The sequence below is a fragment of the Microcoleus sp. Pol14D4 genome (assembly GCF_036701245.1).
In the GTDB taxonomy this organism is placed as follows: Bacteria; Cyanobacteriota; Cyanobacteriia; order Cyanobacteriales; family Microcoleaceae; genus Microcoleus.
The window spans coordinates 60306-73833 of record NZ_JAUBQM010000003.1 but is presented as its reverse complement, the minus strand read 5'-3'; the positions used below and the strand labels follow the sequence as shown (position 1 = coordinate 73833).

At 45.2% G+C, this 13528-nt stretch carries 15 protein-coding genes; 10 read left to right on the top strand and 5 right to left on the bottom strand.

Going from position 1 to position 13528, the window contains the following annotated elements:
• The first annotated feature begins 120 nt into the window (after positions 1-120).
• Positions 121-597 (top strand): orange carotenoid protein N-terminal domain-containing protein, encoded by a 477-nt coding sequence (locus QUA33_RS02670; RefSeq protein WP_333072966.1) that lies wholly within the window; start codon positions 121-123, stop codon positions 595-597.
• 221 nt (positions 598-818) lie between these two features.
• On the opposite strand, the gene QUA33_RS02665 is transcribed toward QUA33_RS02670, so the two are convergent.
• Together QUA33_RS02665 and QUA33_RS02660 are read right to left on the bottom strand one after the other, a co-directional pair.
• The gene (locus QUA33_RS02665) at positions 819-1250 is read right to left on the bottom strand and encodes a VOC family protein (RefSeq protein WP_333146250.1); all 432 of its coding nucleotides are present in this window, start codon (positions 1248-1250) and stop codon (positions 819-821) included.
• A 38-nt stretch (positions 1251-1288) separates the two neighbouring features.
• On the bottom strand, positions 1289-1963 hold the full coding sequence (locus QUA33_RS02660; RefSeq protein WP_333146248.1) for an acetoacetate decarboxylase family protein: 675 nt from the start codon (positions 1961-1963) through the stop codon (positions 1289-1291).
• A gap of 202 nt (positions 1964-2165) precedes the next feature.
• Here QUA33_RS02660 and QUA33_RS02655 point away from each other — a divergent pair, with 202 nt between their 5' ends.
• The 3 genes from QUA33_RS02655 to QUA33_RS02645 all read left to right on the top strand — a co-directional run bounded on the left by QUA33_RS02655 (position 2166) and on the right by QUA33_RS02645 (position 5153).
• Positions 2166-2828 (top strand): glycerol-3-phosphate ABC transporter substrate-binding protein, encoded by a 663-nt coding sequence (locus tag QUA33_RS02655; protein ID WP_333146246.1) that lies wholly within the window; start codon positions 2166-2168, stop codon positions 2826-2828.
• A 247-nt stretch (positions 2829-3075) separates the two neighbouring features.
• Positions 3076-3927, top strand: a complete 852-nt coding sequence (locus QUA33_RS02650) for a hypothetical protein (RefSeq protein ID WP_333146244.1) — start codon at positions 3076-3078, stop codon at positions 3925-3927.
• Positions 3924-5153 carry a tetratricopeptide repeat protein gene (locus QUA33_RS02645; RefSeq protein ID WP_333146242.1) on the top strand — a complete coding sequence of 410 codons (1230 nt, stop codon included), beginning with the start codon at positions 3924-3926 and terminating at the stop codon, positions 5151-5153. The genes QUA33_RS02650 and QUA33_RS02645 overlap by 4 nt, the downstream gene beginning before the upstream one ends.
• A 132-nt stretch (positions 5154-5285) precedes the next feature.
• Here QUA33_RS02645 and QUA33_RS02640 read toward each other — a convergent pair whose 3' ends face one another.
• The 3 genes from QUA33_RS02640 to QUA33_RS02630 form a co-directional block, all read right to left on the bottom strand.
• Entirely contained in the window at positions 5286-6767 is a 1482-nt protein-coding gene (locus QUA33_RS02640; protein ID WP_333146240.1) for an S-layer homology domain-containing protein, read from the bottom strand.
• 161 nt (positions 6768-6928) lie between these two features.
• A complete protein-coding gene (locus tag QUA33_RS02635) occupies positions 6929-7915 on the bottom strand; it encodes a DUF6263 family protein (protein ID WP_333146238.1) in 987 nt (328 codons plus the stop codon).
• 4 nt (positions 7916-7919) lie between these two features.
• Positions 7920-8609, bottom strand: a complete 690-nt coding sequence (locus QUA33_RS02630; RefSeq protein WP_333146237.1) for a polysaccharide deacetylase family protein — start codon at positions 8607-8609, stop codon at positions 7920-7922.
• A gap of 79 nt (positions 8610-8688) precedes the next feature.
• Here QUA33_RS02630 and QUA33_RS02625 point away from each other — a divergent pair, with 79 nt between their 5' ends.
• From QUA33_RS02625 to QUA33_RS02600, 6 genes are all read left to right on the top strand, one after another.
• On the top strand, positions 8689-8895 hold the full coding sequence (locus tag QUA33_RS02625) for a DUF433 domain-containing protein (protein ID WP_333146235.1): 207 nt from the start codon (positions 8689-8691) through the stop codon (positions 8893-8895).
• 315 nt (positions 8896-9210) lie between these two features.
• Positions 9211-9978: a ChaB family protein gene (locus tag QUA33_RS02620; protein ID WP_333135748.1), complete on the top strand. Its 768-nt coding sequence runs from the start codon at positions 9211-9213 to the stop codon at positions 9976-9978.
• A 266-nt stretch (positions 9979-10244) separates the two neighbouring features.
• Positions 10245-10403, top strand: a complete 159-nt coding sequence (gene rd / locus QUA33_RS02615; protein WP_333059225.1) for a rubredoxin — start codon at positions 10245-10247, stop codon at positions 10401-10403.
• Between the two features lie 12 nt (positions 10404-10415).
• Positions 10416-11693, top strand: coding sequence for an NAD(P)/FAD-dependent oxidoreductase (locus QUA33_RS02610; RefSeq protein ID WP_333146233.1), 1278 nt, complete (start codon positions 10416-10418; stop codon positions 11691-11693).
• Between the two features lie 173 nt (positions 11694-11866).
• Positions 11867-12535 (top strand): hypothetical protein, encoded by a 669-nt coding sequence (locus QUA33_RS02605; RefSeq protein WP_333146231.1) that lies wholly within the window; start codon positions 11867-11869, stop codon positions 12533-12535.
• Between the two features lie 132 nt (positions 12536-12667).
• Positions 12668-13441: a class II aldolase/adducin family protein gene (locus QUA33_RS02600; RefSeq protein WP_333146229.1), complete on the top strand. Its 774-nt coding sequence runs from the start codon at positions 12668-12670 to the stop codon at positions 13439-13441.
• Positions 13442-13528 lie beyond the last annotated feature (87 nt).

The window sequence follows — 13528 nt, the reverse complement described above, 5'->3', positions numbered from 1 at the left end:
ATCTCTGTCTTAAGCAAGATTCTAGCATCACTATTTATTAGGTACTTTAACTTAAGTAGCAAACAAAAGTTTTCTCACAAATAAGAAAACTGAGCAATACATATTATTTTGGAGGCTTGAATGACCTTTACTACCAGTGCTTACGACCAAGGAAAAGCAGATATTAAGCAGTTGAGTGTAGACGACCAATTAGGTTTGCTGTGGTTTGTTTACACCCAAATGGGCAAGTCAATAACGCCAGCGGCTCCCGGTGCTTCGGGTTCCGACATCGCTCAGGGTTTGTTCGATCAAGTCAAGCCTCTGCCCCACGAAGAACAACTACAAGTAATGCGCGACATTGCCTCAAAAGCCAATACTGAAATCAGCCGGATGTACGGCTCGATGAGTCCTGAAACCAAGCTGGCTTTTTGGTATTTCCTCGCGGTAGGAATGGACGAAGGAACTATTATTCCTGTGCCTCCAGACTATCAACTTCCCGACGCAGGAAAAGCTTTATTAGGAAAGATTGAGGGCATGGATTTCCAGCAGCAAATTGATTTCCTTCGCGGTACAATTTTAGACATGGGTGCTGAAGCTGCTCCGGGGGCTGGCATTTAAAAATAGGAATTACTCAGCGAATTAATTGCCCGCAGCCCCGGTTAATTTAATCATAAATTAACCGGGGCTGCTCAATCTAGCAGTCCTGGACGCATTTAAACGTAATCCTGTCATTCATAAGCGTTGCGAAGAATCTTACAGATGCTTCGTTGCACTGCGTTTCACTCAGCATGACACATAGACTTTGCGTAAATGGTGTCTAGAAAACTTAATGCCTGACCTTATAACTTTGGCTGCGCTAATAACTTTTCTAACAGGGCGCTAACTTCCTGACCGTAGGAAATTTCCAGCGTATGACCGTCCGGGTCGCGGAGATAAGCCCAGTAGCCGACAGGAGGTTCCGAGTCATTAGGGCCGTTCAATAAAAGCCCTTCTGACTCAGCCTCACTGCAAAGGCGATCGACTTTTTCACGAGTTTCGCAGGCGACGCCGAGATGGGAATGTGGTAAAAGTTTGCCATCAACTAATGGTGCTTTAATTAGCACAATGACGAACGGTCGAATCAAATCACAAATCCAAGCAACATCTAATGATGTAATTGGATCTACACGGCGGTGAAGCACTTTTAGGTCAGCGTACTTCGCGTAAAACGAGATGCTTTTGTCTACATCGCTAACTGAAAGTGCAATGTGGGTAAAACCAATATCGCTCATGGGAACTTTCCTCCTAATAATGTACGCCAATTTTAGGGTTAATAACTGAATTCAGCCGATCTGTTCCCCACTATTTGCGGCGCACCTGCAATTAAACGCAGATCTTCGCAGGCAACTGTTAGCAAGGGCTGACCTAAGTTTAAATGGGCAAAAAGGCTTTCTTCAGATATTTCTAATTCGCCTTTAATCCAGCCGATTCGAGATTTAAAGTCTCCTTTAAACAACAGCAAATTTCTCCTGTCAGCGCTGAAAACATTTCCGCTCAAAGACAGGGGTAAAGCTAAACTTTGCTGGGTATAACTGAGACTGCACAGTTGACGGTTTCCTTGGCTAACTGTGACGCGGTAGCCTAGCGGTGCTGCCTTTACCGAATCGCTGCGTTCCCAACTAAATTGCGCTAATTCTTTAGGAAGTCCCCAAATTTCGCGTCCGCCGGCTACCGAGTTAGGATTGTCTACATAAATGTGAGAAATCCAAGCACCCCATTTTCCGGCATAATTGGCGATCGCGCTAACTACAATTAACTCATTGTACTCCATCACAGAACCCAACCCGTAGGAGGATATATAAATGCCGCCTAGGGTTTTTCCTGGCAATAAAGACACTATTTCTAACTCAGAGGGAACCAAGGGGCGCACTCGTGCCACATCTACCAATTGTAAAGTCTGAACAGCATAACCTTGCAGATTCCAAGGTGCAGGTGGATATACCATTTTTAGTGATTAAATGTCTGAGAGTTTATATTTATTTTAGCTTGGCGTCTCAAAAAGCAACATTTTTTTGTATCTCTTCACATATTCTTAGGAATTTTACATATAAAAAAATAATGTGTTGATAGCAGCCAAACTGTTGACATTTGAGAGAATATTAAATATGGTCTATCTAGTGAATATTTAGAAGGAAACCTAAACCTGTATGCTGACATCTTACAAGCCAGATGTTTTCGATAGTTTAGAGCATTTTTTCACGGCAAGAGACCTGCTAGAGCAAGCCCAGGATAACATGACAGAACTGGGGGCTATCATCCGCAGTTACGGTTTGCAAAAGCAGGTAGGTATTTGCTTACTTCACAAACACTTTGACCTGGCGGATAACGAAAGGTTGGTCGAAGAGTTTGACGGCAACAATGCTTATGTCAAGCCGACTGCAGAATACGGCGATGCTATTCCGTATATGTGGAAAGTTGCAAAAGATCGAGCATCAGGCAACTGGGTTTGGTTTCCCTTAGAATTTGTCCGCGTTAGTGAAGCTGTGTCGGCAACAATTAAACGGTCAGAAGCAGTTGTCAATAACTCGGAATTTCTCAAGGAAATTGCAGGTAAACTGTCAGACTTGGGGATGACAGATATGTTTGGCATCAGCATTTTGCACCGAGATGCAATTAAAGTTGCTGAGGGCGAAATTTTGGTAGAAAGCACCGACGATGAAGCCCGCGTTTTGACTCTTTCCTCAGTTCCCCGGCAGGATGTTGACCGCGCGACCTTAACGCAAACTCTCTGGCAGTTTCCCAATGATGAAGGGGTTGAGGTAGGATCGATGTGCTCTCACTGCACTCACTGCACCCATTGCACTCATTAGGCAAGATTTCTAGAGGGTAAAAAGTTTGTAGTAAAGCCCTCATTGCTCAAAATTTTCTATATATGTAGGGTGTGCACTGCACACCCTACATATATAAGTAGCACGTCAAACCACTTTTTACCTAAGTCGTGAAACGGAAAAGAAAGGACTTGCATTTCTTACTACGAACGGGAAATTCAACAAAAAGGACTGGTATTCCTTACTACAACCGGCATTTGCGATCTGGGCGATTAATACATATTAAATAATGTCCACTCTCCGTCAAAGTATAGTAATTTATCGCTACCAAAATCTGGAGTCAGAAACTACACAGAAAGAGTTCCCAACTAGAGTGTGGCTGAGTTCGGGCACGCAGCTAGCTTTTGACAGCGTACCCGATCGCATTCAGTATTGCGAAGGGGCTTTTATGCCAAAAGAACCTTGGAGGGAACCAACACCGGCAGAGTCTGCACTGCTTTGGGTTCATGAACCCCCACCGCACTATTTGGGTGTAGGAATTGTGCGTTTACCGCCGGATATTTTAGCTTTGTTTGCTGCTGCCGGTATCGCTTCCCTAACAACTCCGCTACAGGTTGCTGAGTTTAAATCAGAGGAAAAATGCCTACAGGCACTCGATAAATTAATTGAGTATTTTCAGCCTTTTTGTCTGTCGGATGCGCCGCCGATTATTAACGGTATGGGAGGCAGGCAGCCGGGATTGAGTACGGCAACAATTGATAATAAACGCGGTTGCCGCAATGGTTTGCATACTGATAATTGGGACGGGTTGCCGCTGGCGAAAAAGCAGGAGGCTACTAATCGAATTTGCGTAAATTTAGGTCGGGACAGCCGTTACTTTTTGTTTGTGAATTTGACTGAAATTGATATTTTTGAAATGCTGGGATGTCCTGATTCTGATATTGGAAAACCTTGGACGCGACAGTTAACCACTGAGTTTATGCAGCGCTATCCAGAATATCCCGTCGTGAAGCTGAGAATTGCACCGGGCGAGGCTTATATTGCACCGACTGAAAATATGATTCACGATGCTTCTACAGCAGAAATGAAGCACTTGGATGTTAAGGTGATGATGCGCGGTTATTACAGGATTCCAGCATGAGTTTGGCCGTTAGCGAAGCCTTCGGAGAGGATCGCACTTTTACAGATAGTTGTAGAGATAGTTTGGAGGATGAGGGAAAATTGCAAGAGTCGATCGCCCTTTACGAAAAATTGATCGCCCAAAACCCCAATTCGCCCTCAGCCTACCACAATTTGGGAAAAGCGCTGCAACAAAACGGGCAAATTGCAGAAGCTGTCGCCTGTCACCAAAAAGCCATTCTCCTACAACCAAACTTTACTGCTGCTTACTTCCCCTTGCTGTACGCGCCGCTGCCTAAAGATTCTCCTCTGACTGACAGCCTGGTTGCTGTTTACCGCGAAGTTATCGAGATTTTGCCCAATTTTCCATTAGCTTACATTAACTTAGCTGTAGCGCTGAGCAAGCAGGGAAAAATTCAGGAGTCGATCGCGCTTTTTCAAACCGCAGTCCGCTTGCAAACAGTCGCATCTCGCCCGGAACTGTCGCAAGTAGAATGGAATTGGGCAAAAGCGCGATCGCCGGATTTCATTATCATCGGTTCTCCCCGTTGCGGCACAACTTCTCTCTACAAATATATCACTTCGCACCCTCAGATTTTACCTGCTGCCAATAAAGAAATTTGTTTTTTTTCAGAACATTTCAACAAAGGAATAGCTTGGTATCGATCGCATTTCCCGCCGACAATAGACGCGCATCATTTTTTGACAGGAGAAGCAACTCCGACTTATCTGACTCACCCGCTGGCTGCAGAAAGGTTGCACGGTTGTTTGCCCAAAGTTAAGCTGATTGTGATTTTGAGAAATCCGGTATATCGGGCTTTTTCTCACTATCAAATGCTGGTGAGACGCGGTACGGAACGCAGAAGTTTTGAAAAGGCGATCGATTCCGAGTTGCAATTGCTTGATGGCGCAACCGAAACAAACTTAGAAGACAAAAATCCTGGGAAAGATTGTCATTATATTTATAAGAGTCTTTATGCTGGCAGTCTCAAAGAGTGGATGAAACTTTTTCCCAGGGAACAGTTTTTGATTTTGCAGAGTGAAGAATTTTATGCCGGTCCGGCTGCGACAATCAAACAAGTTTTTGAGTTTTTAGATGTGCCAGATTTTCAACTGGGGAATTATCAAAAGTACAACGGTGGTGATTATCAGCCAGCAGATGATTTTGTCAACCAGCGATTGCGCGAGTATTTTCAGCCGCACAATCGGAAATTAGCGGAATATCTGAAGAGAGAATTTTCATGGTAATTACAAAAAACTTATAGGGGCGGGTTTAGCGTTAAATACAAAAGAGGGAACAACTAATCTAGATACCAAATCCGCCCCTACAAACACTATCGGCGTTAAGCGTCTTAAATCTGCGGTTAAAAACCTGCAAATCTACTTACTGGCATAACCCGTACTTACCAAAAACTCCCGCAACTTCCCAAAGAATTGAGTGCGATCGCGCCCTTGATAAACTCTCTCCAACAACTGCCAACCTTCCGCCTCCTGGCCCATGACATACTTGTTCGCCATGAAGGCCGCCAAAACCCCTTTCACCTCCCCATTTTCACTCAGACGCTTGTTAGATTCCAGCCAAAGCTCAGCAGAATTTGTGTATACTTCCACCGGATACTGTTTGCTAACATCTTGCATTTTACCTTGGCGGTACTGCCAAATTTGCAGCGGAAAGCGAGAATCAGCGTAGTTTGTAAAAGCCTCGGAAAATCTGCCGTCCTGACTCTTAAACTCTGGGATATCATTTTTGCCAAAATCGACTATTTCGTAACTTACATTGCCCCAGAAATGCTTGATATGAGTGTATTTGTTAGCTGCCGAGTCGTAGCGGTAAATAAACGAATAATTGCAGCAGCGGACGCCGCTTTTGATTGAGACTAAATCGGCCAGCACTTCCGGTTCCTTGTCGCCGTCTAAATCACGGATTAGTAGCGATAAAAAACGTCCTTCTGATATTTCTTCGTTCGCCCTTTGGTCGGGGTTATCTACTAAAGAACGAGTTGGAATGAGCACTGGTTCTTCTAATAAAGTTTTACCGTTGCGGATAATTCTGATGCGGAGATTTTTTGCATTTTCTGCTTCTTTTATGAAAGAAACTTCCGCCCGAACTTTCCCCGCTTCCGAGATTTCTGTTGTCCTCGGCGGACCGATATTCGCCGGAACTTGGGCGATATATTGGGCAGGAACTAAGGCAGTTTGGCCGGGTTTGGCGATCGCCTGACAGAAAAAAGTTGCGACTTCGGCGCGAGTAGCATTCCTAGTAGGTTCTAGCTGTTTAACAGCAGGATAATTGACCACAAGTTGTTTTTCTGTGGCGGCGGCGATCGCATTTCTTGCCAGTTCGGGAATTTGTGGCGCATCCTCAAAAGTCGCATCCAAAATCTCAGCCGCCGAACCCGTAGGTGTATATTTCAAGCCGCTGGTTAAAGCTACCAAAGCCTGCCAGCGGGTAATATTCAAAGTTGGGTTAAAGATACTGCCACTGTATCCAGACATAAAACCCGTCTGATAAGCTTCTCGAATTGCTTTAAAACCCCAGTAATTTGTAGGAATATCTGCAAAGTCGATCGGAGCGCGGACGGTTTTGGCATCGGGAAAAGCCATGCGAACCATCGCCGCAAACTCAGCGCGACTGACGGGGCGATTCGGGCGAAAAGTGCCGTCTTCGTAGTAGCCACTAATGATTTTTTTCTGTGCTAACTCCTCTATGCAAGCTTGCGCCCAATGCTCGTTAACATCCTTAAATCTGGCTTGAGCAAATGCCGGCGCTACATTCAGGCCCGGAAACATTAAATTCCCGATGATTATCCCTAGGGCTACCACTAAACCGATGATAGCTTGCCATCTGTGCGATCGAATCATATAACAGACTCCTCTACTTACAAATTGGCGATCGAAACTTTCGGAAACTTTATATAATATCAGGTATATTAACCCCATTTAATACCAGTTATTAAAAATTTACCGACAACTAAGGACATGGCAATGCCATGACCCTAATTTTTAGACTTGTATAATAAAGCTTATTTCGACTCTAAAGTCATCTCCATCGTCATTTTTGTTGTGATTGTGGATTCTTCTGAACTGCCAGCATTTTTAGCACTCATTTCGCTATTTGAACTAATAGACACAGTAGAGCGAAAAGGATTTAATCTATCCAAGCGCCCTGTAAGTTGTCCTCGACCCTGAGAACTAAAAGATTTTAGGGTTAAGGTAGTTCCAGCAGGCAGTAGGGGAGAGGTAATATTTTGGGGGTTTGCTTGCTGCTCTATACTTACATTCATAGAAGCTACTCCATCTTGCCAGCTAGCCAATTCATAGGTAGTAATCTCATTCACATTAATACCACTGAAATCAGAGGCAGAAGAAACCCGCCATTTAGCTCCTTTTCCCACGGCTTCAGCAGGCAGCGGCGAGGCTAGTTGTTCTAGAGAGTTAGACATTTGTCCAACCATTTGTTTGACGTTGTTGTCAGCTCCTTCGGGTAAAATAATGTCCCCTCCTTTATGAAAACCGCGATTGTCCATGATGAAAGAGCCTTTCACTCCCACCATGTTTTTGAGTGCGGAACGCATGGCATCTCGGGCGGCTGGCGGCATATTTCCAGTATCGCCGGCGATATCTGAGTTAGTATAAGCAAACTCGTAGTGAATATCGCCGTTGGGATCAATTTTAGTGACTTTTGTCTCGAAAGTCATCACCGATGCTGGAATTTGATCTGCAGGCGAAGACCGACCCGATGCGGATATTTCCATATCCATTTTTACGGTCATAACAGTTGTTTCTTTGACATCGATAGCTGGTTTTAAACGCAGTTCTTGTCGTGGTTCCACTCCCGGATTTAGCAGTTCCACGTGCGGGGTTTTTGAGTTGGGGGCAGGCGCAGATACGCCAGGGGCTGGCTGCTGCACTACAAGTGGAGTTTCCGCACTTAGGGAAGCAGGAGAAAGCTCGATCGCCCATCCGGCACTTACCAAACAAAGAGATGCAATAAACTGTCTTTTTTTCATTAACTTAATTTCCTGTTATTTGAATGTTGGTCTGTTCCCACAGTCTATCGACTGTCACAAATTTGTAACCTTTGTACAAAAGCAATGGAATTATTTTATCCGCCGAAGCTGCAACATCTTCACCGCCGCAATAGCCGTCGTGCAGTACAATAATTGATCCGTTTTCAGTTTGCTGCACGATGCGACTAATAACTTTCCTCACCCCCGGTCGCACCCAATCTTCCGGGACGACACTCCACATTACAGGGCGATATTCCCACTGTTGCAATAACTCTAATGTTCGCGGCGTAAAAATGCCGTTGGGTGGCCGCACGTCCAGGATTAATTGTGGGTCTAAATCGCAAGCTTTGGCAATTGCTTTCTGCGTGTCTTCTAAACTTTGTTTGAGTTCGTGGGTTTTTAGTTTTGGAAACGATATATGCTGATAGCCGTGGAGGCAGATCCAGTGTCCGCGATCGTACACTTCTTTAGCCGTTTCTGGATGCCTGTCCACACAAAAACCTAGCCAGAAAAAACTAGCTTTGATGTCGTATTTATCTAAAATTTTTAACAGTTGAGGTGTGTGCTGACGGTGCGGCCCGTCGTCAAATGTGAGGGCGATCTCTCGGCTGTTGATATCTCCAGTCCACAGACATCTGGGAAAAGCAGATTTGAGGATGGGATGAACGACAGGAAACAGGGGTGCTAATGGCATTGATTAACCTTGATAAATGCGATCGGGTAGAAATGAAGCTGGGTTACAATAGAATAAAGTTAACTCAATCTAGGTAAATATGACAACTACCGTTGATATTGGAACGCTAATTGTCAGCAGGCCGGAAACTTGCGGCAGCCACCAGCGCCTCGCAAAAACCCGAATTACCGTAAAAAATATTGCTATTGATTTTAATGCTGCGCTCACTCCAGAACAAATCATGGATGAAAAACCGCACTTGACTTTATCGCCAATACAAATTTATGGTTTACTAGCCTACTCTTAGGCGAATCAAGACAAAATTGACGCGGATATAGCAGGAAAAAAGGCTGATTGTGAGTCCGAGCAATCTGAACAAACAATAAAAATTAAACCGTTACAATAAAATATAATGAGAAGATTTGTAAGGTTATATGAGAGCTAAATAACTATGTGTAATAGAGGAGTAATCCCTCGTTAAAAAATCCCTTAACTCTTTTGATAGAGCCTCAAACTATCTCCCATTCATCTACCTCTATCTCACGGTCGATGCGATCGCCCTCCGGTGTCCTCATATACTGAAAAACAGCACAACTAATCGAAAAACCATCAAGGAGGAAAAATGACAGAGGAATACCTAGCCGAACGCACAGTTTCAGCCGTATTTAAGGAAGAAGAACAATTAGACGGCGTAATTCGGCGGTTGCTCGATCGCGGAGTTTCTCGCGACCACATCTCAGTCATGGGAAAAAACTTTCAGTCTAAAACTAAAATTGCCGGCTTTATTACTAAAAAAGATGTAATTTTAGGCGGTCTGCGAAGCGGGGCGATTTTTGGTTCCTTATTCGGTTCTTTTTTGGGTTTGCTAACTGGCGTCGGGGTGCTGTTTATTCCCTTTGTCGGTGCAGTAGTCTCGGCGGGCCCGCTGGGTGCGGTACTGTTGGGTGCAGCTAGTGGCGCGATCGCAGGTTCGGCCGGTGCGGGTCTAGTTTCCGCTTTGGTCGCTTTGGGAATGCCCGAAGACAAAGCAACTATCTATCAAACCCGCGTTGAAGCAGGCGAATTTCTCGTGATGGCAGAAGTTCCGGCAGATAAATCGGGCGAATTTCAACTCTTGCTAGAAAGTGCAGGTGGCGAAGAAGTTTCAGTTAGCGAAATGACGCTGCCGCGCGCCGTCAAAGGTCGCTGCAACAGTCCGGCAGACTTATCTCCAGAAGTGCGATCGCACCTGTCGGAAGCAGCTCAAAAAACCTTTATGGAATCCTACAACGCCGCATTTGATGAAAGCAACGACTCGATACAAGCCGAACACACCGCTTGGAATGCCATTCACCAGCAGTACGAAGAAGATGAAAACGGCGTTTGGACAAAGCCTTTAGCGAAAGTCTAGTTTCCCGATCGCGGTTAACTAATAAAAGATAGAATGCAGCCTCTAGAACCCAAGTTCTAGAGGCTTTTACGATTTTAGATTTTAGATTTTAGATTTTAGATTTGTGCAAGACTTAATTAAATTTTAGATTTGATAATTTTGAAAAACTTGATTTTTAATAAGTTAGGAATTGCCGAAAGTCGCATTACTTTTTGAAAGTGGTATTGCACTAAGTTTCGTTATCAAGTACAATCTATACGCTTACAATATAAAATTGAGTTAAGCAAATGCAAAAATACGTTTGTACAGTTTGCAATTACGTCTACGATCCAGCAGAAGGCGACCCCGACGGAGGCATAGAGCCCGGTACTGCCTTTGAAGATATCCCCGACGATTGGGTTTGTCCCACTTGCGGGGCGGCAAAATCCGATTTTGAACCAGAATAAGCGAGAAAAAATTTGTCCGATCGAATCCTCAAAATTACAGTCATTGGCGGCGGTGCTGCTGGTTTTTTTAGTGCAATTACCTGTGCCAAAACCTACCCGCAGGCCCGCGTCACTTTACTAGAAGCTGGCAGGCAACTCCTGGCAAAAGTTCGCATCTCTGGCGGCGGGCGCTGCAACGTTACTCACGCTTGTTTTGACCCCGGTATTTTAGTGCAGAATTACCCCAGAGGTGGAAAAGCTCTGCGCGGTGCTTTTACTCGATTTCAACCGCGCGATACTGTAGAATGGTTTGCCGGTCACGGCGTGAAGTTGAAAACCGAAGAAGACGGGCGAATGTTTCCGATCACAGACGATTCGGCGACAATTGTTAACTGTTTGATCCGCGCTGCTGAGGATGCAGGCGTGAAAATTCGCACCGGCGATGCAGTAGTTTCTGTAAGGAAATTAACCGGGAATAACGCAGAGGGTGAACAAGGGGATACCGCCCCTAGGTTTGAAATTGAGTTGAAGTCGGGGGAGAGTTTTAAGTGCGATCGCATTCTTCTCGCTACAGGCAGCAATCCGTCGGGTTACAAGTGGGCAAAAGAGTTAGGTAATACTGTAGAACTGCCCGTTCCTTCTCTATTTACTTTTAATATTTCCGACAGCCGAATCAAAGATTTAGCGGGAATTTCTGTTCCTAATGCTAAGGTGAAATTGCCGGGAGCTAAATTAGAACAAAGCGGGCCTTTGCTAATTACTCACTGGGGTTTAAGCGGGCCTGCTGTACTCAAACTTTCGGCTTGGGGTGCGAGATTTTTGCACGATCGCCATTATAAAACATCTGTGCTGATTAATTGGCTTCCCCAGTACAATGCGGAAGTTTTGCGGCAGCAACTGCTAGCGGTTAAGTCGCAGTTGTCCCACCGATTGATTGTCTCTAGCTGTCCGTTTCCGGTGCCGCGCCGCCTCTGGGAACGCTTGACAAGTTCGATCGGCATTGATGAGCAAAAACGCTGGGCAGACTTATCTAACAAAATCCTCGATCGTCTCCTGCAAGAACTCGTTCAAGGCGAATATCAGATTGCAGGAAAAGGCGCATTTAAAGAAGAGTTCGTCACCTGCGGCGGTGTCAACCTCAAAGAAGTCGATTTCAAGACAATGGAAAGCCGCCGCTGTCCCGGACTTTTTTTTGCTGGCGAAATCTTGGATATCGACGGTGTGACGGGCGGTTTCAACTTCCAAAGTGCTTGGACTACGGCGTGGTTGGCCGGTTTGGCGATCGGCAAACCATCCGATTTTAGATTTTAGATTTTAGATTGGGGAATATTTGCTGTGTAAAGGTTTGGGAGTTACGATCGCGCGATCGGCTTGCTTGTATTAAATTTTGTGTTATTTTTGAATTAAGGCGCACTAAATGTGAGTCAACTTCAGCTTGCAGACACAATTCGCAGTTTTGCGTCCTTCAACATCGGGTGAGATCCATGAAAAACTTGAATCTAAAAACCCTAAAGTTCGATCGCAACCTTGACAGCCATCTTGACTCACCTTTCATCGAAAAAAATGGCTTGCTGGAACTCAACCCCAAATTTATCACTGCCGAATTTTTAACAACCTGGACGTTTGAAACACACCTGTACGACGAACAAGTTGCGATCGACCACTTTGTCCTCACATTCCCTAGCCGCACCGAACTCGAAAACTACGCCAAATCTTTTTACCCCTTCGGCGCCAAAACAGTTGAAGGCCCAGACTTGTTCCCGATTAACTTTTGTGCGGAAAACATTAATGTTCCCTCCGACTTGTGGCTGCATTTAATGACCTTATTAATGCCAGCGGGCGGCTTAGTAGTATTGGATGCCCCCCACGCAGCCGGCGACCAAAAAAACCGTTTCCAGGAAGAAAGAGGATTAGCAGCAGTTCACCACGTCGCGATTCGAGTCGAAAACGTGCAGAATGCTGCTACAATATGGCAAAATAAAAACTTCAAACCCATGTCCGATCGAGCTTTAGATTACGGCTCATTAACTCAGTGGTTTCTGCAAAACCCCGCCGGACAAATTATCGAATTAATCGAGCGCCACCCCGGCAATAACGCCACTTTCGACTGCAAAAACATCGCAGGTTTGCGCCTGAGTGAAATCGCAGTGTAGTAGGGCAGGCAAGATGCCGACCCCACAGTTCCCAATTCAAATTTCCCAATTCAAAATTTATCTCGTTCCCAGTCAGAGACTGGGAATGCCGATTCGGAGGCTCTGCCTCCTGTCTTTTCACTAATAAAATATATGGTTGCAATAAAAATCCCCAAAGTCACCATTCAACCCCCAACATTCAACTCAATTGAAGAAGAACGCCGCCACCGCAAACAGCGTTTAGCCGCCGCATTTCGATTATTTGCCCGCTTCGGATTCAGCGAAGGAATTGCCGGACACATCACCGTCCGCGACCCCGAACACCTAGACCATTTCTGGGTCAATTCTTTTGGAATGCACTTTAGTTTAATTCGAGTCAGCGACCTAATTTTAGTCAACCACAAAGGCGAAGTTGTTGAAGGAAATAAACCCGTAAACGAAGCAGCACTTGCCATTCATTCCCAAGTGCACAGCGCCCGCCCCGACGTAATCGCAGCAGCCCACGCTCATTCTCCCTACGGCAAAAGTTGGTCGAGTTTGGGCCGCCTGCTTGACCCGCTGACGCAAGATGCTTGTTCTTTTTATGAAGACCAAGCTTTATTTGACGATTACACCGGAGTTGTTTTGGAAATCGAAGAAGCTAAACGCATCGCCAAAACTTTAGGTGAGAAAAAAGCGATTATTTTACAAAATCACGGACTGTTAACAGTAGGTCAAACAGTAGATGAAGCGGCTTGGTGGTTTATTGCAATGGAACGTTCTTGTCAAGCGCAGTTAATGGCCGAAGCTGCGGGAAAACCAATTCTCATCAAGCCAGAATGTGCGCGTTTGACACAGCAACAAGTAGGGTCTCACCGCATGGGATGGTTTAGCTTTCAACCGCTTTATGACATGATAGTGCGTCGGGAACCCGACTTATTAGATTAGAAACTCGGCGGTTGAAACCACTATTACACAAACACAGTCCGCCTGCGGCGAATAAAGAATGAAGAGGGTATTAAAGCCGGATTTAGT